Source organism: Proteiniclasticum ruminis (assembly GCF_900115135.1).
GTDB lineage: Bacteria > Bacillota > Clostridia > Clostridiales > Clostridiaceae > Proteiniclasticum > Proteiniclasticum ruminis_A.
Genome location: NZ_FOVK01000001.1, coordinates 64,281 through 89,023, shown reverse-complemented (window position 1 = coordinate 89,023; position 24,743 = coordinate 64,281). Strand labels below are relative to the sequence as shown.

The 24,743-nt window shown below is 42.3% G+C and carries 17 protein-coding genes; all 17 read right to left on the bottom strand.

Annotated features, from left to right (window positions below):
- Positions 1–217 precede the first annotated feature (217 nt).
- The 17 genes from BM243_RS00420 to BM243_RS00340 all read right to left on the bottom strand — a co-directional run bounded on the left by BM243_RS00420 (position 218) and on the right by BM243_RS00340 (position 24,619).
- Positions 218–3,139 (bottom strand): InlB B-repeat-containing protein, encoded by a 2,922-nt coding sequence (locus tag BM243_RS00420; RefSeq protein WP_074908855.1) that lies wholly within the window; start codon positions 3,137–3,139, stop codon positions 218–220.
- Between the two features lie 16 nt (positions 3,140–3,155).
- Positions 3,156–4,544: a VWA domain-containing protein gene (locus BM243_RS00415; protein WP_074908852.1), complete on the bottom strand. Its 1,389-nt coding sequence runs from the start codon at positions 4,542–4,544 to the stop codon at positions 3,156–3,158.
- The gene (locus BM243_RS00410) at positions 4,532–4,966 is read right to left on the bottom strand and encodes a hypothetical protein (RefSeq protein ID WP_074908848.1); all 435 of its coding nucleotides are present in this window, start codon (positions 4,964–4,966) and stop codon (positions 4,532–4,534) included. Before BM243_RS00410 ends, BM243_RS00415 begins: the two co-directional genes overlap by 13 nt.
- A 271-nt stretch (positions 4,967–5,237) precedes the next feature.
- A complete protein-coding gene (locus BM243_RS15465; RefSeq protein WP_074908846.1) occupies positions 5,238–5,579 on the bottom strand; it encodes a prepilin-type N-terminal cleavage/methylation domain-containing protein in 342 nt (113 codons plus the stop codon).
- A 103-nt stretch (positions 5,580–5,682) separates the two neighbouring features.
- Positions 5,683–6,891: a type II secretion system F family protein gene (locus tag BM243_RS00400; protein WP_143093516.1), complete on the bottom strand. Its 1,209-nt coding sequence runs from the start codon at positions 6,889–6,891 to the stop codon at positions 5,683–5,685.
- A 26-nt stretch (positions 6,892–6,917) separates the two neighbouring features.
- Positions 6,918–7,976 (bottom strand): type IV pilus twitching motility protein PilT, encoded by a 1,059-nt coding sequence (locus BM243_RS00395; RefSeq protein ID WP_074908844.1) that lies wholly within the window; start codon positions 7,974–7,976, stop codon positions 6,918–6,920.
- Between the two features lie 38 nt (positions 7,977–8,014).
- Entirely contained in the window at positions 8,015–9,694 is a 1,680-nt protein-coding gene (locus tag BM243_RS00390; RefSeq protein ID WP_074908841.1) for a GspE/PulE family protein, read from the bottom strand.
- 104 nt (positions 9,695–9,798) lie between these two features.
- The gene (locus tag BM243_RS00385; RefSeq protein WP_074908839.1) at positions 9,799–10,929 is read right to left on the bottom strand and encodes a LysM peptidoglycan-binding domain-containing protein; all 1,131 of its coding nucleotides are present in this window, start codon (positions 10,927–10,929) and stop codon (positions 9,799–9,801) included.
- Positions 10,916–11,506 (bottom strand): PilN domain-containing protein, encoded by a 591-nt coding sequence (locus tag BM243_RS00380; RefSeq protein WP_074908836.1) that lies wholly within the window; start codon positions 11,504–11,506, stop codon positions 10,916–10,918. The genes BM243_RS00385 and BM243_RS00380 overlap by 14 nt, the downstream gene beginning before the upstream one ends.
- Positions 11,507–11,515: 9 nt before the next feature.
- The gene (pilM, locus tag BM243_RS00375) at positions 11,516–12,562 is read right to left on the bottom strand and encodes a pilus assembly protein PilM (RefSeq protein ID WP_074908834.1); all 1,047 of its coding nucleotides are present in this window, start codon (positions 12,560–12,562) and stop codon (positions 11,516–11,518) included.
- A gap of 19 nt (positions 12,563–12,581) precedes the next feature.
- Positions 12,582–13,346 carry a prepilin peptidase gene (locus BM243_RS00370; RefSeq protein ID WP_074908831.1) on the bottom strand — a complete coding sequence of 255 codons (765 nt, stop codon included), beginning with the start codon at positions 13,344–13,346 and terminating at the stop codon, positions 12,582–12,584.
- Between the two features lie 459 nt (positions 13,347–13,805).
- Complete coding sequence (locus BM243_RS00365) at positions 13,806–16,145, bottom strand: EAL domain-containing protein (RefSeq protein WP_074908828.1); 2,340 nt, start codon at positions 16,143–16,145, stop codon at positions 13,806–13,808.
- A gap of 192 nt (positions 16,146–16,337) precedes the next feature.
- Complete coding sequence (locus tag BM243_RS00360) at positions 16,338–18,728, bottom strand: diguanylate cyclase (protein ID WP_074908825.1); 2,391 nt, start codon at positions 18,726–18,728, stop codon at positions 16,338–16,340.
- Entirely contained in the window at positions 18,729–21,017 is a 2,289-nt protein-coding gene (locus tag BM243_RS00355) for a putative bifunctional diguanylate cyclase/phosphodiesterase (RefSeq protein ID WP_074908806.1), read from the bottom strand.
- Positions 21,018–21,161: 144 nt separating this feature from the next.
- Positions 21,162–23,426 (bottom strand): putative bifunctional diguanylate cyclase/phosphodiesterase, encoded by a 2,265-nt coding sequence (locus BM243_RS00350; RefSeq protein WP_074908804.1) that lies wholly within the window; start codon positions 23,424–23,426, stop codon positions 21,162–21,164.
- Positions 23,427–23,581: 155 nt separating this feature from the next.
- Positions 23,582–24,247 carry a DUF3159 domain-containing protein gene (locus BM243_RS00345; protein WP_074908801.1) on the bottom strand — a complete coding sequence of 222 codons (666 nt, stop codon included), beginning with the start codon at positions 24,245–24,247 and terminating at the stop codon, positions 23,582–23,584.
- Between the two features lie 18 nt (positions 24,248–24,265).
- Positions 24,266–24,619 carry a DUF1475 family protein gene (locus tag BM243_RS00340; RefSeq protein ID WP_074908798.1) on the bottom strand — a complete coding sequence of 118 codons (354 nt, stop codon included), beginning with the start codon at positions 24,617–24,619 and terminating at the stop codon, positions 24,266–24,268.
- Positions 24,620–24,743: the final 124 nt, after the last annotated feature.

The window sequence follows — 24,743 nt, the reverse complement described above, 5'->3', positions numbered from 1 at the left end:
GTATGTTTCATCATTTAATTATAATTGAAATATTAACCGTGTTCAACTATATCCTTTGAATATAGGCTGTTTTTTCTAGATATATTTTCTACTGACTAAAATTTCAGTATAAAGACTCTTTGTAAACATCTAATTAAAGATGAATACAAAGAGCCTTGTTGTTAGCAAATATTTCAAATTAGCATAATTAACAGTTTCCTAATTGAAAAAGGGTAACTTAATTTCTAACTTGGCTTGTGATAATCCAATCATAGTTATTGGATTGTCCTCTTCTTTTAAGCTGTAGGTTAACTATCAATGTTTGATTGAACTCATCCCTAACCTCAACAAAATACTTGCCTTCAATTGTTATGAAGCTATCATAGATGACTTGTTTTCCGTTATGTCGTAGTCCTAAATAAATCTGCCAGCTTGCAGATTCAATATTTACTAAATTATTGTTAAAACTTAACACAAAATCATTTCTGCCATTTGATTGAATACCAGTACACTCTAATGGGACAATCAAAGTTTCCCATCTAGCATATAAAGTTAGATTCGATGGTCTTACTTGTGTATTTTCTCCGATTGAGTCTCCACCTACAGTACTTGTATACCACCCTTCAAAACTATAGCCAGTTTTAGTAACAACAGGTAATTTACCATAGGTACCACCATAAGTCACTGTTAATGAAGTTGGGTTAGGATTGCTTCCTCCATTCGAATCAAAAGTAATTGTATACGTAGCTATAGACCATTGTGCATATAATTTTGAATCGCCAACAATGATATAGTTTTTAGTTAAATCTACTTGTTCTCCACCATTTGGTGCTGTGTACCATCCGATAAAGTTATAACCAGTTTTCATTGGTGTTGCAACTACTCCATACGGCTTTCCATAAACCACATCTTTTACAACTTCAGCCGGTACTCCCCCTTGGGTATCAAATGTAACTTTGTATTCATTTGGTATCCATATTGCTTTTGTCGATAAATTGTTACTAGGCATATAGGCAGGCATAGAGGGTTCCCATCCAGCAAATGTGAATCCTTGTCTAGTAGGTTCTAAAGGTAACGTAACTGTAGCCCCATATTCAGTCGTGATGTCACTTACAGGTGTACCACCATTGCTATCAAATGTAATAGTATAGGTATCAATAGGAACTTCTTCTTCAACAATAATTGTCATGTTTCCATTAAAATCTATTGAATAGGAGAAAAAACCAATACCTTTAATTTCTCGGTTTGAGTACTTATCTCTAAACTCTACTCTTACTCGTGTGGTATCCGTTGCTGTCGTTGAGTTCGGATGAATCTTAATGGAATCAGTTCCATCAAAAGAGTATTTGATATCATTCACTCTTCCATTCCCAGAGACAACCGCGGTTGAAAACTCCACATTACTATTACTACCGCCAATATTCTTCCAAATATTAGAACTATCGAAAACAATATTATTTGCAGCAGATGAATAAGATATATTTCTGTAATAATTATGTGGTATTAATTTAAATTCGTTATTTGACTTCTTTGTTGCTCTTATACGCAGCTGATTTGAAATGTCTGTAATCATAGAGGTTTTAAAACGAACTGAAGCCGTGTTACCTAAATCCAGAAGTCCAAAATTATTAACTCGATTACTTCCTTTTTCGAAATATATGGACTTTCCATTAGGAATAATTACTTTCTGATTGGATGACCAACTGCCTCCTTTGAAGTATACTTCCTCAGGAGAGTTTAGAGCAATTATACTTCCTTCAGTAAATCCTTCAAAATTTGTCTCCAGCAAGGATAACTTCCGAGAGCCTTGTATGAAAGTATCAAGACTATTATTGATTGTTACATCATTATTAGATCTCAGAGTTGAATTTGAAATACCGATAGCACCTCGAGCTAATAAAGAAATATTATTTCCAATCATTTCTGCTCTGTTGTACAGTTGAATACTGCCTTTTCCTGCGGTTTCAAACCGAATATTTCCTGTCGTACTCATCGTTACACCAGAATTAAGGAGTTCTGGTACTCCACCAATAATAACTGGATTTCCATCGGCATCAAGTTTAACATACGGATGAACAAAAATAGTTCCTCCATTAGTTCCTAGTCCAGAAACAAGATTAATATCAGACCCATTAACCACGTTGAAATCTTTTGCTAAATTGATATTTCTTTCAATAAACCATTCGATTCGCTCTTGCCCCGTTACCTCAATTGCTTGGTTTCCTGGTTCAGAAATATTGACTGGTGTAACTCCCATTGGCACAAAAAGGCTACCTTCATTAAGATCCAAATTAACAGATGGTTCCGCTGGGTTTGGGTATGGGTTTTGGGCATCCAAACTATGGACTACACTATCTTTCACCAATTGATGGTCACCTGAATCAAACTCATAATTGTTATTCATGTCAACCCAAGGAAACGCACCAACTCTCCATTCAGCGCCACGTACATATACTGTATTACTACTCATGACTGATGGCCCTCTGTTACCATTAACATCAACAGGTGTAACAGTTAAAATCACATAGCTGTTTGCCCCAACATTATCTAGTAAATCTGATAAGACCTTTGTATCCTGGGATACTGATATGAGCACGTAATCCTCTGGAAATTTTAACGTAGTTGGATCAACTCCTGGCTGCGTTCTCCACCACCTATAAAGATTTGTGAAGTAGCCACTTTGACTTGAATTATCATGATGCACCGCAGTAAGAGTCGGCGCAGTAGTCAAATCCGCTACCAAATTATTTGGGTCACTACTTACTCCAATTGAAACCCCTTGTACCTCCAAGGTGTTATTTATCTCTTTTTCCGCAAGCATACTAGATAGGTAAACTGAAAAACTTCTATTGCTTGAATGTGTGCTTTGATACTTAATTCTGTCCATGGAAATCGTCTGGCCAAAAACTTCTATATTGGGTATCGATGTCCATTGTTCAATATCAGATAAATCTTCTCCATGTTGAATCTTATACTTTGTATTATAAATGATTTCCTCTACAGAGCCTTGATCATCAAATACATCTTGAGTTATATGCCCTCCATCTACTATGTTTTTCAACTGTGATGCAAACACTGAGATAAAACTAACGGAAATAATACCTAGTAATGCGATTGCAAGTATCACTTCAATTAAAGTTAATCCTTCTTGTCTTTTCATTACATCATCTCCATTCTTATGGTAGCGGTCCATATATATGCCATGTTTCTCTCAAAATATAGTCTGCGATGGAAGTAAAAACTTGCTCTAGTTCTTCACTATTTGTAGCGGCATAGTACATTCCCTTAATACGGGAATCTGTAGGATGATTATGATACTGGGCAATTTCTTCGGCTCTTTCAACTTCTTCAGAGACCCCAGTAAATCCGATAACAAACGTTTTTAAAAATGCTGCTTGAGTGTGATTATTTATCTTTATATATGAGTTGCTGAAATTCTTAATATAGTCCATAGAACCTTGTATCGTGGAAGACCCATTTCCTCCCATTAAACTAGTTGAATCACTAATATTACCTGTACCATAATAGCTGTTGCTTCCATTTGTAGATGGCCAGAACGTTGGATTTCCATCCATTAACACAATAGTATAATTGATAACTTGTTCAGTCTTTGAATTATTAAAGTCAACGTGCTGATAATAGGATCTACGAATTCCATCTCCAGCATTTGTTCCTCCATTTGCATTTAACCCATCTATTGCGTTCTTGAGTGCACTTTTATTTGTACTGGCATTTAAGAAGTTTCCTGGGTTATTTGCGTTCGTACTAAATGGAACTAAGGAAATGTAAACGTTATTCATCTCAGCAAAAATATCGATAAGCGCTTTTGCTTTTTCTTTCATGACTTGCATTCTAACTGCTGTACTGCCGTTCCCGATTCCTCCCATCTGATATCCCATACTGCCAGATTTGTCTAAAACCATCGTCACTGCAACAGTTACTTTATCTGGATCGGGTATATCATCTGCTCTATATGCAAGCGCAAGAGAAGGAGCGAGATTCGTTCCAGAATCATCCACAACTGCTGAGTTAACAGCGTTGAGTGTGGTGCTTACAGATACTTTTGAATCTGTACTACCACTTGTAAAACCGTCCAACTTAAAATGTACCAGCTTTGAATCTGAAATGACGCCCTTAAAACTAAGACCATATAAGATTCCATCCTGAGCGTGTACAAGGACTTTTTTATCATGTAAGCCTGTAGAATCATTCCAGATGTATTGAACAATTTCTGTTTTATCGTCGCTAAGAGCAACATAATTCCAATCGCTCTTTAAGTCACCACTGTTTCTATATTGATTCTCATTCATCATAAATACCGCAGAGGAATATCGAATCTCCTGATTGAGTTTTTCACTTGCTAATCTCATATCAGATTGTATCTGGTACTCTATTTGAACAGTAGCCTGTGATTTATTGGAAAAAATCATCATTGAACCTGCGACAGAAATTATTAACGTAAGTAGTGACATTGCTATTAGTAGTTCTATTAGAGTGATACCTCGAGTGGATAAAACACTACTTTTAGATACTGAAAGTTCGTTCTTTTTGTTTAGCGTGACCATTTAATATCACCATAATCCTCATAATTGAACTCAAGAATTGCAACTCTGCTTACATTTGTTCCATCCACTTCACCAACAGAAGTAATTCTAATTCTTCGTTTAGTTCCTTCGTTATACCCTACCACGGTGATATCCGCAGTGCCTTCTTCAAAACTTATTGTATCACTTCTAGATAATGAACCTGAAGCAAACTGTGTTAGCAAAGATGGATTGGATGTTGTCAAAGCTTGGTAAGTAGATTCAGCACCAGATCTAGCAAGATAATATGATTGAATTCCATAATTCTGAGATGTTAGCTGGCTAGTATTACTACTAGCTATAAAGAAGACTGAAGCTATCAGAATGGTTATAAACATAAATGCAACTAGTACTATTATAAGTGCAGATCCGACATTTGATTTCATATTCCTTAAACGCTTCACTGTTCATCACCTCTCAATAGCATATTTATAATATTCTTATTTATAAAAAAATGATGAAATTGATCAATGCAATAACTTATTATGATTGAATTATAAATAATGAATACTCAATAAATATCATACGATTGATTTCAATTTTTATTATTATTTTAATTAGATTCATTTATATAATATGACACAAGAAGAGCTGTGTCTATCAAATGATATTTGCAGCTCTCCTTAAATCTAAGTTAACTATAACTTACTGTTTACAGAACCAAGTTATATTATGCTATTTTACTGGTAACCAAACTTCTCCATCCCAATTGACTGTAGTTAGATCAACATCGTCTTGAACTAAATCACCAGCTACTAAAGCATCATATAAATCTGAATCATCATCGGCACCTAACAATGTGTTACCATTTGCTTCATAGATAGCTGTTGCGCTATTTAGCGTTCTAGCATTTGCATCAGCTACTGCATCTTTGGCTTTATCGTTAAACCCAGATAATCTCGGAATCGCTATTGCTGCCAGGATTGCTAAAATTGCAATTACAACAATAAGTTCGATTAGAGTAAAACCCTTCTTGCTATTTTTCTTTTTGAGCATGTTTGATAAATTCTTAATCATCTTTTTTCTCCTTTAAATATATTATTATTTCTTTTATTGAATAACATATACATCCTACCTCATGAATCACCCCTTTCAATAATTTTATGTTGTATTTAAGTGATTATATAGTATTGACCATGTCAAACATCGGCAATGCCATAGAAATCACAATAAAACCTATCACTATAGCCATCACTACAATTAGCAAAGGCTCCATTAACTTAAGTAATCGATCGATGGCATCCTCCAGTTCTTGCTCATAAAAGTCTGCACTTTTATCCAGCATCTGATCGAGGCTTCCAGACTCTTCCCCGATCTGTATCATGGATACCACCATGGGTCCAAAAGTTGGTGTTCTTTTAAGAGCTACCCCTAATGTTTCTCCCTTTTCCACCTCACTGGCAATGTAATTGACTTTTTCTTCAATAACTACATTCCCTGTGACACTTCCAGCCAGTTCCAGCGCATCTATGAGTGGAATCCCACTTCTAAGAAGTGATCCAAGTGTTCTAGTAAATCTTGCAGTAACAATTTTATCCATGGACCCTTTGACCACTGGAAGCTTAAACTTCAATGCATCAAACTGATAACGCCCCACTGAACTACTCAAATACCTGTTCACAACAAAGATAAGAAATCCAACGGCTCCTATGACAATGTACCAGTAATTCCTGATGAAATCAGAAATGCCAAGGAGTATCCTTGTGGGCAGTGGCAGTTCTGTACCAGAACTGGTGAACATTCCCGTAAAGGTAGGTAGAATCACTGTAATAAGAAATATCACAACCACCACAGAAATCACAGAAAGAGCAATGGGATAGATCATGGCCCCTTTAATTCTGGAGTTGATCTTTGCATCTTTCTCATAATGGATGGCAAGCCGCTCCATGATATTGTCGAGATTACCTGACATTTCACCAGACTCTACCATGTTCACCATAAGCGAAGGAAACACTTTAGGATGATTTCTGATGGCTGTAGATACCTGACTTCCCTTCTGAACCTCTGTATAGACATCTTCTAAGGCAGATTTAAACTTTTTGTTTTCTGTCTGCCTGTATAGAATATCAAGACCTGAAGCAACAGGCACACCAGCTTTCAAAAGCGTAGCAAACTGCTTACAGAAGATGGATATTTGCTTTGCGGTGACTTTTCCACCGAAGCTGAGCTCTTCCGCTGCGGATTTCTTCTCCACATCCTCCCTAATCTGAATCAGATAAAGCCCTTTATCCCGTATTTTCTCCTGAACCTCTGTGATTGTCGCAGCTGTCATCACTTCATTGACTTCTTTCCCATCGGACTGGACGGCTTTATAACGATATAGCGCCACTTCATCACCCCCTTTATCTTATTCTATTAAAATGTAACATATCTCTTTATAGCTTCCAGATCCACACAGTACTTCAGTACATTTTCCTTACTGATCAGCCCATCGTTATATAGATTCACCAGAGATTTATCCATGGTCTCCATGCCAAGACTTGCCCCGGTCTGGATACTGGATTGTATCTGATGGGTCTTACCTTCACGGATGAGATTTCTGATGGCAGGTGTGGCCAGCATGATTTCTAATGCGGGAACCCGCCCCTTCTTACTCACGGTCTGGATGAGCTGCTGAGAAATAATTCCTTCAAGAACGCCAGCCAGCTGCACTTTCACCTGTCCTTGCTGAAACGGTGGAAACACATCGATGATACGGTCAATGGTCTTTGCCGCGCCAACCGTATGGAGCGTTGCCAGAACCAGATGACCTGTTTCAGCTGCTGTTAAGGCTGTGCTGATGGTTTCAAGATCTCTCATCTCTCCCACCAGAATCACATCAGGGTCTTGTCTTAATGCGGCACGAAGACTGTTAGAAAAGCTTTTGGAATCAGCGCCAATCTCTCTTTGATTCACCATACTCATCTCATGCCTGTGAAGATACTCTATAGGGTCTTCCAAGGTGATGATATGCTCTTTTCTCGTCTTGTTGATGTAGTTGATCATGGCTGCCAAGGAAGTGCTCTTACCGCTTCCGGTAGGTCCTGTCACTAGTATAAGACCTCGACGTTTCTTCGCCAATGTGTGAAGCACATCCGGAAGCATCAGCTGCTCCAGGGTAGGAACTTCTGTAGGGATTGCACGCAAGGCCATGGCCATACTGTTTCTCTGCTTAAAAACATTCACTCTGAAACGTGCGATGCCTGGATAAGTATAGGAAAGGTCCACCTCTCCATTCTGAAGAAACATTTCTTTATGATGACCGCTGAGAATCTGATTGCATAGATGCTCTGTATCTTCTGGCAGAAGCTTCGGATAATCCAGCTCCATCAGGTCCCCATGTATTCTCACCGTGGGTTTGATGGCTACCGTTATATGCAAGTCAGATGCACCGAGATCCATTACTTCCTTGAGAAGCACATTAATATCAATCATAGCCACAAAATCTCCTTCCAAACTAGAGTCATCTTTCTTTAAACTTCCGTACTGTAGGTAATCTTCAGCATCTCATCAACTGTTATAATTCCTTTTAGAACAAGCTCTCTGCAGGCATCCTTTAATGTATTCATGCCAGCTGATACAGCCTTGTCTTTGATCTCATCAATGCTTTTGCCTTCATTGATCATGTTTCGGATCTCTCGGTCCACCACCATCACTTCATGTACTGCTGTTCTTCCAGATGTACCTGTTTCGTTACACTTGGAACAGCCTGTCCCTTTATAGGCTTTTGTACCTTCTTCAACGCCTAACAGCATAGCATTTCTTTCGTCAATATCATATGATACCTTGCAGTGGTTGCAGATCTTTTTCACAAGTCTCTGGGCCACAATACCCACAACAGAAGAAGCAATGAGATATGGATCAATCCCCATATTGACCAATCGGGTGATGGTACTTGCTGTATCATTGGTATGGATAGTACTCAGCACCAAGTGACCTGTGATGGCAGCACGAATGGCAATGTTTACTGTATCCGGGTCTCGGATCTCCCCCACCATGATGATATCTGGGTCCTGTCTTAAAATAGAACGTAATCCTGTGGCAAAAGTTAAATCTGCTTTAGGATTCACTTGAACCTGATTTACACCATCCAGGGAATACTCCACAGGATCTTCCACAGTTACGATATTTTTATCCGGTTGGTTCATTTCCGCCAATACTGTATAAAGCGTTGTGGACTTACCACTTCCAGTGGGACCTGTAATCAGTATGATTCCATTTGGATTTCTAGTGATTTTATTGAAAAGGTTCAAATTATTTGCGGTAAATCCAAGTTCTTCTTTGGTCATCATAAAACTGGATCTATCCAGAATTCTAATAACAACTTTTTCACCAAAAACCGTGGGCAGAACAGAGATACGCATGTCTACCACCCGACCGTCAATGTTCTTTTCCATACGTCCATCTTGAGGTTTTCTTCTCTCTGATATATCCATCTTCCCCAAAATCTTAATTCTAGTTACGATTGCAGCGTGAGCTGCCTTTGATGGCCTCATAACTTCAATGAGATCTCCATCCACTCTGCATCTGACTTTCAACTTCTTTTCAAAGGGCTCGATATGAATATCACTGGCTTTCAGTTTCACCGCCTGGTTGATGATGGAATTGATCAGCCTGACCACAGGAGCATTATTGATGTCATTCATCATCTCCTCATCAAGACCTTCAAACTCTTCCTCATCAAACTCTTTCCTAAACTCTTCGATGGCTTTCTGCGCATCTTCTTTTTCATAAAAGTAATCTATGGCGTCAGTAATGGCGAGTTTCCCTGCAATCACCGGACTGATCTCAAGCCCTGTAGCCAACTTGACATCGTCGATGGCTAAGAAGTCCAGTGGATCATTCATCGCAAGGGTCAGTTTGTGACCTTCTTGTGAAACCGGAATGACCACGTGCCGCCTTGACATGTTTTCTGAAATCAGTTTAGGCACCTCTGGGTCTATAGAAAAACGGTCGAGATCCACATAAGGGACCCCCAGCTGAAACTCAAGGACTTCAAAAAACTCACGCTCTGTCAGATACTTTTCTTCAATCAGAATTTCTCCCAGTTTTTTCTTGGTCACTTTCTGTGTCTCCAGTACCGCTTTTAAATTGCTTTCAGTGATCAGCCCCAGATCAAGAAGCAGATCTCCCAATTTTTTTTTGGTGGCCATAGTTTCACCTCATCATTCTACTCTTTCTCGCATTGAACACATAGCCACAATTATGTCTCATGGATAACGTGATCGAAGGATATTTATGATATGAATCATAAACTTTATTTACCGTAATATGGAAGTTTCAGTACCATTCCACTCTGTAGTGTACTCGGATCTGTGATGTTGTTCAGCTTCATGATGTCTTCAACAGGGTCCGAAGACTGATAAAACTGCATGGAGATACTGAAAAGTGTATCTCCTGGCTTCACTGTATAAGTAGCCGGATCAGTGTCTTCCGTTGGATTATTTCCAGAGTTTGTATTGGATCCTGTGCCTGAATTATTGCTGCCGTTATTTGAACTGCCAGTGGTGGAACCATTACCCGTGTTACCTGTATTGGATGAACTGCCGCTTCCGCTATTGGTATTTGTATTGTCAGAGCCACCAGATACTATGGAACCACTTCCAGTAGATTCATCTTCTTTTTCCACAAAGAACGGTGGAACTCCCAGTCCGCCATCATCAAAAAGGAACAGGCTATCGTTGAACTCATAAGCACGTTCATAATCTGGCAAAGTACTGTAGTAAGGACTCTCATAATCCTGATCAATGGTAAAGAACTCCAGTGTTATATTTCCTTGGTACATCGGTTTTTCATGATATCCCGACTGGAACCACTGACTGCTGGTGGAGAATGCTTTTTCAGGCATATCATCATAAGTGATATCCAATGAATTGATTCTGATCAGCTGATCATACTGCTCCACTCTCCTAATAAGCTCCATGAGCTTCTCATAAGTTCCTGAAAATGGGAAACTGATGATGCTGCTAGCAAGAATCGAAGCTTGACCCTCTTCTGTGATAAACTCAGCATTGGTTTGAGGCTCATTAAAGGTCAGGCTTAAAACTTCCAGTTCCTCTTCGATGAGCTGAAGTTCCAGCACCTTTATAAAATGTTCCTGATTTGTAGTACTGAAATACTTAGCCTTGAAATTATCTGTAATCTCTTTGTTTTCCAAGAGTTTTGCTTCTAAATTATTCTTTTGTGAGATGACAGATACCCGGGAAGCATACTCCGCATTCAAAGCATCTGTCTCCGTTCTAAGAACTGCAATCTCGTCCAGCATGGGCATCAGTACAAAGTTTGCATAAACATAAATGAGTGCGGCAAATACAAGAAGAATGATTAAAAAAATCTCTCTTTTTGTGAACTGTTTGGTTGTGTTTTTAATGCGCTTATCCCTCGCCATTTACGATGTCCTCCCCTTCAAGATTGTTTACAGGCTGACTGAAAGAGAAGTTCAAAGAAAAGCTGTAGTGATCATCATCCTCTTTAATAATATTTGGAACAAAGGGTCCGACAAAACGGGGATTTCCTCTCAGATTATGTTCAAACCTGGCGATCAGATCATAATTAATGGATGCACCCTCCACACTGATTCCCTGAGGAGTCAGATATATGGACTTGATGGCCACAGCATCGGGTTTAGCCAAGGATATCTCCTTCAGAAGCAAGCTGTTGATCATTCTCGAATCCAGCACTTTTCCATGAACGGACTCAATCTCCAGTTTTTCCTTTTCAAGCTTTGCCACCTCTTCTTGAAGCGCAAGTGAAGTGTTATACTGCTGCTGATGATTTGGGTCATTGATCTGGCTTTCTAATAAAACCTTATCTTCCTGAAGTGCCCGAAACTGGAGAATATAATAATATGTCACCGATCCAAGTGTAAGAATCAGTAGAAGCGCAGCTCCGATTAAATAGGTGGAAGATGAAGTTTCCTTTTTTCTATTAACGGCTAAATCCTCAAAAAAATTAAAATCTCTCATCAACTTCACCTACCTTCTGATTAATGATGCAACTGAGTTCAAATAGATTGGCAATGAAAAATAAGAACAATCTTTATGTAAGTCAATACTCTCGATGTCATTGATAATTTCAGAAGTCACGCCTATGCCTTCACTGATCATTTTGTCGATGTCAGGAATCAGAGCACCACCACCATAAATGAATATATGGTCTATCTTTCGATTGGTCTCTCTACTTGTATAGAATTTAAACATTTGTTCCAAGGAACCAATCCACTTTCTCACAAACTCAAGAGATGTTTCACTTGTATCAAACTTCACATCACTGGTATTTGAGACGGGCTGAATTCCTCCATCGATGGATCTTGTGAATTTTAGGACTCCATTTTCTATAATATGCAGCTTGAGGCTGGAGTACCCAATATCAATATAAGCGAAGGTTCTGCTTTCAACTTCTCTTAATTTACCGTTAATCTTCATAGAATGGTCAAAAAGCTTCGAGATTCCATTGGAGGAAATATCCAAAGCAAACGGTTCTTTTCCCATTTCCTGTACCAATTCATGGTAATACTGACCTTCTTTCTTGGGTAAAGCTGCAACAATGAGTTTGTATTTTTCAATCTCACCGACCTTCAGCTGATCCACTACTTTAAAATCTATCAGATACTGATGTGGATCGATGGGCAGAAATTCCTGAAGCTCGTAACTGACCATCCCCTTCATTTTCACTTCATCTACTTTTGGGAGGATCATCTCTCTTGATATGACGGAGCGATCACCTAATGTCAGAATCACTTTTTCTGTTTTTATTCTCTTCTGCCGCAGTTTTTCATTCAGTTCCTGAATCAGCTGAAACTTATCAAAATCTGGCGAAAACTGTTTATCCAGCTCTGTCTGTGCAGTAGTATCCAGAGATTTCAGTTTAGGTGTTTCTATATGAAATGTGTCCTTAATCTGAATGCTCTCACGAACCAATCCATTTTTCTTCTTTTTCCCATTGGATGTCCCGACAAGAACCTTTGTCCACCCAGAACCGATTTCGAGAACAATTCTTTCCTTGTCATTATTTGAAAACACAGCCATTCCCCCTATCACACTAATTCAAGTACCAATTCAGTATTTGATCTCCCCAGAAAACAACAATAAAAGCGCTGATGCATATGAATGGACCAAAAGGGATATAGTCCTTTCTCTTTTTGATTTTTAGAAGCAATAGCAGTGATGACAGGGCTCCTCCTATGATAAAAGAGAGAAACATCAAGAGCAGTGTTTGTGCGCTCCCAAATAGAAACCCTAGTGCTGCCATCAGCTTAATATCTCCACCACCCATGGCACCTTTCGTTACCACAGCCACGAAAAGGAAAAAACCACCGCCTATGAGCAGTCCATATATTGGATTCAGAAGACTTCTAAATGTCTGATTCCCATAATATATTTCAAATGCAAAGTACATTGCTGCCACCATAAAGATTCCAAAATTCAATCGGTCGGGTATGATGGTATGATCATAATCAATGAGAAAGACAGGAATCAGCAGCGAAAAAATCATCACATAAAGTATCGTTTCACGAGTGATACCGAAGCTCCAAAAAGTATACAGATATATCAAACCAGTTGACAGTTCCACCAAGGGATACCTCACGGAAATCCTTGCATCACAATATCTGCATTTTCCCTTAAGAAACAAATAACTGAAAACGGGAAAAAGATCCATGAATTTCAGCCTTGTGTTGCATTTAGGGCAGTGTGACGGTGGATAACTTAGAGACTCTTCTCTTGGAAGTCTGTATACAACTACATTGAGAAATGACCCGATGAGCGTACCAAGTATAAAAACGTATAAATATATCAGAAAATCCATGGTTGACTCCTTCAGATCATTTACTTTCATAATAAGTTTAGTCATCACATAATAATTCAGTTCATTAATAGAATTCCTGACACATTTAAACAAATCATGCGGGATACTATCTTGTTTTCTGAAATCCTATGTATATTGCAGCTTATAGAATCGTAGCAAACTATTTGAAATTCGATATCTTCACGTTGTGCATGAATAGATATCTTTTTGTTAAATAAGTAAATACATGAATTCTATTCATTGGAGACAAATTATGTTTATATCGATTATACCACCACCTAAGAATAATTATCAATATTTTGTTCATTTTTTTCGTTTTAAATTAAAAAATATCGGGACGAATTTCCACGGATTTTTAATAATATAAAATTAATAAAATAAAACACTCTTGTATAAATATCACTTTATAGAGAAAGAGCACTAAAGTGGTTGTACTGCACTTTACTGCTCTTCTAGTAATTATAAATCAAAATTCACATCATACCCTTCATGTCCGGATCCACCATGATAGATTCTGTTCTTCTCCATGACCTTTGGCCATAGGGTGTACGGACTGGCAATGAGAAGAAGGTTCGCCTCCTCCTCTTCTAGCGGTGCGCTGAGGAGATACCCCTGCACCAGATCGCAGGAGTGCTTTGCAAGATAATCCAGCTGTCCTTCTTCCTCCACGCCTTCAGCCACCACCTGAAGCCCCATGCCTTTGGCCATATTGATGATGTCCTTGGTGATGAGGGTGGATGGGTCTCCTTTGGCCAGAGGGCCAATAAAGAGCTTGTCAATCTTCAGCATGTCTACCCGAAGTCCTTTGAGATGATGAAGCGAAGAGGATCCTACCCCGAAATTATCCAGGGAAATGACAATGCCTTTTTCACGAAGCACCTGAAGCTTCTCATTTAGTGTGTCCACATGGTCCACCAGAGAGTTCTCGCTGATCTCAAACATCAGGCTGCTGCCGTCCACCTGCTCCTTCTCCATGGTCTTTAGGGTGTCATTAAGAAATTCCTCACTGAGAATCTGAAGGCCAGAAATATTCACTGAAACACGGATGTGACCATAGCCTTTGTCCTTCAGTTTTTTTGCATATCTGCAGGCTTTGGTCAGGATGATTTTACCGATGGGAAGGATAAGATCCTTCTTCTCCGCAATCTCAATAAATTTCACCGGAGGAATCTCGCCATACTTCTTGGAGACAAATCTCGACAGCGCTTCAAAGGCCACAATGGAGCCATCTTCCATGGATACCAGAGGCTGAAACACCAGATAAAAGGACGTCATATAGTCATCAGCAATGACACTTCTCAGTTCCTGCTCCACCACTTCCTCCATCTGAAGCTTTCTTCCGGAAAGTTCAGAGAAGAATGCATAGTTCACCTTATCTGCTTTGCTGATGGTGGAAAGAGCCACAGAAGCTTCCTTCAGAATCCGGTCCAGACTTCTTTTGGCGCTGTCCGGTCTGATCTCTGTAATGCCGAATTTCACTTTCAGGATATCAATGCCCTTGGTGGTTCTCACCGGAAGCTCCATAACCTTGGTGATTTCCTTGGTCAGGGCCACCAGCTCATTTTTGGACTCATAGCCTTCCACCAGCACCAGGAAACGGTCTTCTGTGTAGCTGAAGACTTGCACATTGAACCTGCATTCTTCTGTGATTCTTTTTACCATGACCTTCACAAGATCCTTCAGATGCTCATTTCCATATTCGTGATGAAGATTCTTGTATTCCAGAGACTGGATGAGAACCACTGCCTGCTTTTTGGGCTCACCGTCTCTTTTCCTTTCTTCCAGAATCTCCCGCAGCAGCCTTTGATTGGGAAGCTCTGAGGCTTCATCAAAATACGCCGCTTCCAGCAGCTCTTTGTTCTTTCTCTGGGTGGATAGAAGAAGGAAAATAATCCCCGCATAAAGAGACACCATGACCACAGTGCCCGCATAGGAGACTCTGTCTATGAGTCTTCTGGTGGAGGTGAAATCCTCCCCCACCATGAGGGTGCCATATCTCTCTCCCTCATGAAATATCGGCACATAGGTCTGATAAACCTCCTGCCCGTTGACATCAAATAGTTTTCCAGTTTCCACATCCTTTGATAAAAGCTCCAGCACCTGAGGATCTGTGACCACCTTGGAGACATTTTCCGGGTCCGTACTTGCCACCACCTCATGGGACTCGTCTATGAAACAAAGACAAGTGAGGGCATTGCTTTTCTTGATTTCCCCAAAAGCCTCCATGAGAGCAAAACTGCTGATGAACTCGTTGATGGTTTCCGCAGAAACACCCACCTGGAAAAACCCTCCATCCTGCAGACGGAAGTATCCGTATTTATAATCCAGACCGGAAATGGTATTGGTTCTGATTTCCTCTACAAAACTCCTGTCCCCGCTTTTATAAAAGCTGTAGACCGGATGTTCTTCATAGACTTTCCATCCGATGTTTCCAGGAAGCGTGGACGCGATGACTTCCCCTTCCGGATTATAGAGATCAATGGTGTCCACTTTGAGATCCTTGGCAAGATCTGTAAGATCCTCCCCGGCAAGGCCTCCATGAATGAGAAGGGTCTCTCCGGCAATTTCTATTTTTTCGTCCAGCAGCGCAATGAGGGCATCCCTTGCTGCAATATTTTTGGAAACACTATAGGAATAGGCTTTTGCGGTGCTCACAGAGCTTCTGGTCTTTTCCTGGAATGCATAACGCTCAATGCTACTCAGCATGAGAAATCCAAGGAATAGAAAGATCACCGTGAGCACCAAGGAGGAGAGCACAAACAGCTTGATATGGGTTTTTGAAATCTTGCTACGTATCATCAGGTTCTGACTCCTTTCCATCTTGCTTTCCAGTTCTTAGCACTTACTGGTATTTTAACATAGGATGCTAGGAAATTGATATTGTTTTTACCATAGTAGAACTCACCTGAGGAAAGTGGCGGGATAAACAAAAAATAAAAAAAAAGAAGCAGCGCTCTTCCCTAAAATGGGAAAGCATCTGCTTCTATATCATCATACCGCTTCTTTTAGAGCGTTCACAACCTTCGGGTCCAGCGTCTCCCCTTTTTCCCGGTCCAGGTGTTGAAGCGCTTCTTCTTTGGATATGGGTTTTCCGTAACTGATACCTGTGAGTCTGTCAAACTTCTCCGCCACAGCGATGATTCTCGAAAGAAGTGGTATTTCTTCTCCAGACAGTCCCTTAGGGTAGCCCGTACCATTCCATTTCTCATGATGGGACAGCACCGCTTTGGCGATGTCTGCGGTTTCTTCAAAGGCATTGAGAATTCTGTATCCGATGACCGCATGGTCTTTTCTTGTGGGATAGAAGCTCATTTCTCCTTTGTTTTTTCCAATGATTGTAGGTATTTTGCCCACATCATGGAGATACGCCGCATCTTCCAGCGCCTTCAGCTCATCCTGCCTGAGCTTTAGCGCTTCTCCAATGGCCCGGGCATAGTTTCTTGTATTTTCCGCATGGGCTCTTTCTTTGGGATAGCTCATGAGCTGAGAGATGAGGTAGGACAGCTGCTTTTTTCCTTCCATCTTTGCCCGCAGCGTCTTTTCCCGGTACATATTCTGCTCTGCATCATTCAGCACCTCTTCCAAGGTAAGGCCATCCACTGTTTTCACAGAAAGCCCCAAGGAAATACTGCCCCGGACACCTTGAAAATCTTCCATCTCCACAGCTTTCTGAATCCTATGCATGACAACCCTTGCATCTTCCTCCCGGGTGCTTCGAAGGAAGAGATAAAACTCATCACCGCCCACCCGAAAGACCAGATCCTCCTCCCGGATGCTGTGCTTTATGACTTCTGCGATGCGCTTTAAGAACTGGTCTCCCCGCTGATGGCCGAAAATATCGTTGGAAAGCTTCAGACCATTGACATCTCCCACCACCACACTCATAGGATAATTCTCCTCCTGTTCCAGGTCATGGTAAACTTTCTCGAGATACGGACGGTTGTGAAGCCCTGTGAGGGAATCATGATAGGTGAGATAAAGCACATCCTCCTCCTGCTTCTTCCTTTCTGTGATGTCCGAAAAAGTAACCACCGCACCGATGATCCTGTCGTTTCTGATTTGGGGATGGGCAGAGTACTGTACGGAAAATGCCGTTCCGTCTTTTCGGATGAACACCTCGTCCTCACAAGTGACGGTTTCCCCTTTGGGAATGGCATCATAGATTCGGCACTCTTTTTCCGGATAAGAAGATCCATCCTTTCTCTTATGATGAATCATCTCATGGCAGTTTTTGCCGATGAAATCTGACACTTTCTCATACCCCAGAAGAGTCAGCGCGCTTTGGTTGATGAAGGTGAAGTTTCCTTTGGTGTCCATGCCGTAGATGCCGTCGGCAGAGGAGTTCAGAATGAGGGTGAGTTTTTCCTTGTTCTCCAGAAGGTCCGCGTTCATGTCCCGAAGGGCCAAGCTGAACTCCCGGCGGTCCTTGGCGTTCCAGACGCCGATCATGAGAAGCGAAAGCTCTTCCGCATCCACTTTCGTATACCCCTTGGGGTTGTTCGCAACCCCCACCACAGCCACCACCTGGTCTTCCAGAATGACCGGCACAGTCATGAGGTTAAAATAGTCTTCCTCCTCAGTATTCCTGGCGCTTCGTTTTTCCCGGTTAAAAATGTGGGCTTCTTTGGTTCTCACCGACTGACTCCAAAGACCCATGTTTTCCAGCCGGTAGTTCTGTTTGTAGGATCTTCTTTTGGAAGACACCTTTCCTTTCACCGCAAAATTTTCCAAGGAGAAGAGCTTTTTCTCCTCGTCAAAGAGGTAAATATAGCCGTAGTCTGATCCTGTCAGTTCCAACGCCTGATAGAGGACATAATCCAGCTGCTCATGGGAGGAAGCAAAGTCTTTGGCAAAGGCGCTGATGAGGATCTCATTTCTCCGGATGATCCTTGCCAGCTCTTTTTCATAGGCAATGTCCTCGGTGATGTCCTCGGCATTGATTCCAATACCCGCCTTTTTCCCGGGAAGCCTCACAGGAAATTTCCGGATTCGGTATACCCTTTCATGGGCATACACCACTTCCTCCACCGGGGTGCCCGTAGAAAGCACATGGTCATCCATCTTTTCCAGAGTTTCTGCCAGATCCTTTCTCTGAAGCTCTCCATCAGTTTTACCGATGAAGTCTTCCTGCTTCTTGCCATGGAGAAGAAGAAATGCCCGGTTCACCATGAAATACCTCTTCTCTTCATCTTTAAAGGTTAAAAACCGGTGATCGGCTTCAAAAAAATCCAGCGCCAGATTCACGTACTCCGTGCACTCTTTTCTTCTATCCCGAAAACGCATGGTATGAAAAACCAGAATGCCCAAGGCGGCAGCGACAATCATCACCACCACTTCCATGGGCACCACCTGATTTGTGATACTGAGGAAATTTATTTCCATTTATACACTACCTTCCAACTTCTCATTATTGAAGTCCGCCCAAAAATCTATGAATTCCGTTTCCGGAAGCGGCTTGCTGTAATAATATCCTTGAATGAAATCGCACCCTTCTTTCAGAAGATAAGATAGCTCTTCTTCATGCTCCACCCCTTCCGCCACCGTATAAAGTCCGTACCGGTGCACCATGCGGATGATGTCTGAGCTGATGAGCTCCTCTTCTGGAAGCTTTGTGATCCTTCTTACGAAGTACCGGTCAATCTTTACCCCATCCACATGAAGCTCTTTCAGTCTTGCAAAGGAGGAGTACCCTGTACCGAAGTCATCAATGGAAATGGTCATACCCATCTCACGGAGGGTTTTCAGTTTCAAGTTTATGATGTCGTAGTTCCCAAGAAACACCGATTCTGTGATTTCCAGAGATAGAGACGCCGCTGACACCTCTTTTTCTTTCAGAACCTCATGGACCTTCCGGATGAAGTCATCCTCCAGAATCTGAAGTCCTGATATATTCACGGAAATCCTCAAAGGAATTCCTCGTTTCTCCAAAGTCTTAGAGAAAACGCAGGCTTTTTCAAGGATTCGCAGGCCCAAAAGACCCATGAGTCCATTTTTCTCCGCCACAGGGATGAACTCCAGGGGAGACACTTCTCCAAGGGCAGGCGTCTTCAGCCTGGCCAAGGCTTCCACCGAGGAAATCTTCTCCCCTTTTTCACCGATGATGGGCTGATATAAAAGATAGAGATCTTCCTCCTCCTGATTCTGAAGCACTTGCCGAAGCTCTGCCTCCACCTTTGTTTCCCGTTCTACTTTCTGTTCCATGTCCTGGTCGAAAAAACTGTAATAGAGTCCCTGGTGAAGCTCTGCATGATTCAGCGCAATGAGGGCTTCTTTCAGCACCTTTTCCACGGACCGATCCTGTTCTCTCACCTCCACCACACCGAATCTCAGTGTGCTGAATCGGGACATCTGTTCCGGCTCTCTGGTTGAAGAAATCCGGGAAATGGCGGAAAGAATCCTGACCAGGTCCTCCCGGTCCTCATAGTCTTTGATGAGGACCAGAAACTTTTCATCGGAGTGCTTGAAAAAGGAAAGATGTTCCTCCTCCATCTGCCTGAATGTTTTCCCCATTTCCTCCAGGAGACGCTCCCCCTGCTCATGGCCCCTGGCCATGCTAATTTTGGAAAACCGAGGCAGCTGAAGAAGCATCACCGCAAGTTTTTCTCTCTTGGGTGACATGAACAGATACTCCAGCTCACTTCTGAAATATTTGAGATTCGGAAGCATCGTCACCTCATCCTCATAGGCCATGGTATGAAGCCTTGCACTTTTGTAATGATACAGATAAAGCATCAGGATGGCCGCCAGGTAAATCATCACAAAGACCACGGTGAAGATGCGGTTGAGATGAAGGATCTCCCTTTTCGTCCTTTCCAGGGAAAGACCGATGACAAGCCGTCCCGATTCCACACCGTTTAGCAGCACCGGTTCTTCCACCTCATAAATAGAGTCCACAGGTGCGCCCAGAATCTGACCTCCACGGAGAGATTCCAGGAGACTGTTTTCCTGGTCTTTTATCGGCAGATAGCTGCCCGCTTCTCTGCCTGTGCTGCTGCCAAGGACAATCCGGTCCTCATCGATATAAGTCACATAAGAGACGTCTTCATCCTTCCGCATTTCATCCATCATCCGTTCCAGTTCGAAACCGGAAAGAAGCCCTTCCAGATGTTTGGCATTTTTCCCCACCTGGATGACCCTTCCATCTTCCAGCCGCTGATACCCGTAGAGCACAAGCTGTCTGCTGATGGTGTTTTCCCTCAGAGGATCCACGTGAAAGGAAAGACTGGAGGCGATGAACTGCTGCACTGGATGTCCTTTCGGAGCAACCCATCCAAGATAAGCGCTGAGATTGGAATAAAGGATCTTTCCTTCAGGACTGTAGACATCAATCTCATCCACATCAATCTCCTTTGCAACGTCTCTTAAGACCTCATTGGAGAAGCTGCCGGAAAGATCTGAGGTGATGTCCACTGCATAGCGAAGCTTCTCGCTGATGAGCTGACGGACTGCACCACTAGCCTCCACAGTTTTTCGCAGGCTGTGGGTGTATCCTCTGGCAAGGTTTCTTGCATTGATCTTCAAATCATTCACAAAGTAGTTTTCGATACCAGCGGACATGATGATGAGACCAAGACAAAGAGCCACAGTCACAAGAAACATGGATCCCTTGGCCAGTTCCTGCACTTCTCTTGGTTTTTTCAGCATTCTTTTCATCTGTCTGCCAAATCTCATCGGTCTCTATCCTCTTCTCTTTCCCTGATTTTTAACTACGGGCGTTATCTTAGGTCCATGAGCATGTTTTCTTAAAGTATTGCTTCACTTTTTAACGCACTTTCTTCCATGACGTTTTTTCCCTCTACAGTATCATAACTTTCGTTATCCAAAGAAATCCTTTGCTTCTTTGAATCTGTCTGCGAAAAGAAGTGCCTCCTCCGGTGTCAGCGGTTTTGCATAATAATAGCCTTGCAGGGCATCACAGCCGAAATGGATGAGATTTTTCCTCTGATGTTCTTCTTCCACGCCTTCTGCCACCACCTGAAGCTTTAGCCGGTGCGCCATCTGGATCATATCGCTGACGAGGGTTTCCTCCTTCTCATTCTTTATTCTTCGGATGAACGCCTGATCGATTTTAATGGTGTCCAGATGAAGCTCCTGAAGCCTCATGAAGGAGGAATACCCAGTGCCAAAATCATCCAAAGCCACGCGGACTCCAGAGCCTCTCAGTTTTTTGAGTTTGTCGTTCAAGTGCTGGAAGTTTTCCAAAAGCACCGATTCTGTAATCTCCACTTCCAGCATCTGGGGGCGGATCCCTTCTGATTTTAATCTTCTTAAAAGCGATTCACTGAAGTCTTCCTTTAGAAGCTGATAGCCAGATACATTCACCGCTACCCTCAAGTGGCTTTTCCCCTGGCGCCGAAGCTCCTTCATAAAGTCCAGAGCGCAGTCCAGGATGCAGTCGCTGAGTCGCTGAATGAGCTGATTCTTTTCTGCAACCTCAATAAACTCCATGGGCGACACCGGTCCAAAGCTTTGGGAATTCATTCTGGCCAGAGCTTCAAAGGCAACCACCTCTTCTCCATTACCGGAGAGGATGGGCTGAAAAGCCAGATAAAGGGTGCTTTGGTCTTTCTTCTCGATGGCCTCGCGCATTTCTTTTAAGAGGATCTCTTCCCGCCGGAACAGATCGATCATCTCTTTTTCATAGAGCATTTCCTTCCGCTCTTTTTTTCTGCCTTCTTCCAGCGCCACTGTAGCAAACTTCAGAAGCTCTGTGATTTTCTCCCCTCTGTCTGTGGAAAGGGCTCCACCCAGGGTGATCTGCACAGGAAAATCCAGATCTTTTATTCTCATGGGCTCCTCAAATAGTTCCAGCACCTTCTTGGCCATCCAGTCATAGGTAATCCTCTGATTGGCGTCTCTGCATAGAAGGATAAACCGGTCCACAGAAAACCGGAACAGGAGAAGATTTTTCTTCTGGAGCTTTTGAAGTCTTTTCGCCACTTCCTTTAGAAGAAGATCACCAAAATCATAGCCGTAGGCCACATTGATGTGTTTGAAATTCAAAATGTTCACCAGCACCAGGGTGCCCTGAAAGGTCCCTTGATCCTGCCTTCTGCTCCATTCCTTTAGGTATTCCCGGTTGGGCAGATCTGTCAGGCTGTCGTAAAAGGCAATGCGACGCAGTTTCTTGTTTTTCTCATAAGATACCCGGATACTGAAAAGGAGAACGGAAAAAACAAGCACCAGCACCAGCAGTCCGTAGGTGGTCACCGTTCGGATGGTGGACAGGGTTTCTTCCATGGTATAGGAAACCGCCAGAGTATCCCCGCTTTCCACTTCATCCAATCGGAGAAACACCTTGTACATGAGCTGCTCCCCTTCTGAAAGGACAGCACCATACTCTTTTTCTGTTTTCAGGGACGCCCTGATCATCGCAAGTTCTTTCTCCGTCATATCCAAGTGCTTGTTCTCTTTGGTGCTGGCAAGGACTGCCAGCTCTTCCGACAGCAGACTGATGGAGAGCGCATCCTGATTTTCCTTCATTTCGCTTAGAAGATGGTCCACCTCATACTGAGCCAGAAAAGACTGAACCCGGTCAGCTCTCAGCCCCACCTGAATGAGTCCCCCTGAAGGGACTTTCAGATATCCATACTTATAATAGTTTCCAGTGATGACATCCTGGCGAAGATCTTCCACCAGGAAGAGAGCATCACTTTTTATAAAGCGGTCGATGGGATGCCCCTCATAAATCTTCCATCCTATCACTTCAGGCAGATTGGAATAAAGAAGTACTCCGTCCTCATCATAGTAGTCCAGTTCATCGATATCGAGCTCCAGGGCCATCTTTTCCAGCAGGTCACTGGAAAGCTCTTCTCCCGCACCGGAGGCCATGCTGGAGGATACTCTGATTTTTTCCTCCAGAAGCCCTTCGATGATTGCTTCTGCTTCCTTGAATTTTTCCAGACTCTGACCATAGCTTCTGGCAATCTTCAGTGCTTCCTCTTTTTTCAGTTCATAATAATGCTGACGGATTCCAGACATGAGAAAAAAGCTGGTCACGAGAAAAATTCCGCAGAGCAAAATCAGCGGAATTAGATACGGCTTCAAATCCGGCGTTTCCAGCTTTCTATTGTTTTTCATATGCATACTCCCTGACGCCCAAAGAAATACATGGATGCTTTTTTATTTTTCTCATTATAGCACATGTATGTCTACAATTCAGTAGCTATCGTTCTACAGAAATCTACATCAACGGAATATTGTCGTCAGAAATTATAAAATCAGTTAAAACGGATTTAAAACCCTTTCTTTTGACCTTTATAGGGACCGGGTGCATTTTCCAGGTATTCATCCACCGAGGGGCCTTTCAGTTTCTTCAAGCGGTAGATGCCATACACATAGCTGAGGACAAGGATCACGATGGTGGCAGGGGTCCCCATGAAAAAATTGATGAAAAAGAGTCTGGTGAGATCCCCGCCCCGATAGAGATTCCACTGGACAAGAAGTCTCAAAAGTAAAAGCACCGACCAGATGAAGGTCACTTCCCGATAAGCAGGTTTCACATCTTTTCTCAGGAACCATCCCATGGGCCATCCCCGGGACAGGTGGCTAAGAAGCGCAGCCAGGGGCTTTCCAAACAAAATGGATCCAAAAGAAACCAGCACAAGAAGGGTTCCATTGAAGAGCCTTGGCAGATAATAGTTCTCTGCACTTCCTGAAAAAGCCGCATAGCCAGCAGCAAACAGTACCCCCAGAACCCCCAAGAGAGCATAGAAACTCTTCTGTTTTCTGACGATCCTGTATCCTGTGAGGAGAAAGGATGAGAGAACTGCCACCAGAGCGCTGGTGGTAAGTCCTAGCGGGGACTGGAGGAAGACAAACAATAGCGAAGGAAGAAGCGCATCCAGCGTATTTCCCTTCAGGACCATTTTCAGTTCAGACAGTATTTCTTGATACCACATGGAAGCGCCTCCTTGTTCTTATGATTGGTATTTTGACAGTACCTGTTCTTTTTTTGCGCCAAAGGCGAATTTCAGAAGATCCCCTTTGGACTGATACGCTGCGATGAGCATATATAGACTGGCGGTGAAAAATCCCAGAACCATGAGAAGCAGTACCCAGATGACCTTCGGCAGCAGCCCGGATTCTCTGTAGACGATCCAAACAGCAAAAAGAACAAATCCTGTGTAAAGGTCCACTAACGATACGATGCCCCAGGGATTCTCCATCAGTTTTCCGCCGTCTTCAAAAAAGTTTCCTTGGGTGAATCCGTAGAACAACACTGCTGTCATGGCAAGAACTCCCAGAAAGGAAATCATCTTAACCCATTTCATATATAACACTCCCCGTTTTTTCTTTCATTCTAACACAATTTGAAATAGCCTATGGATTTTATCCAACTTATTTCAAATTTTAACACATATTGAAATGCATAAGAGGCTAAAGCCCTTTTGTTCT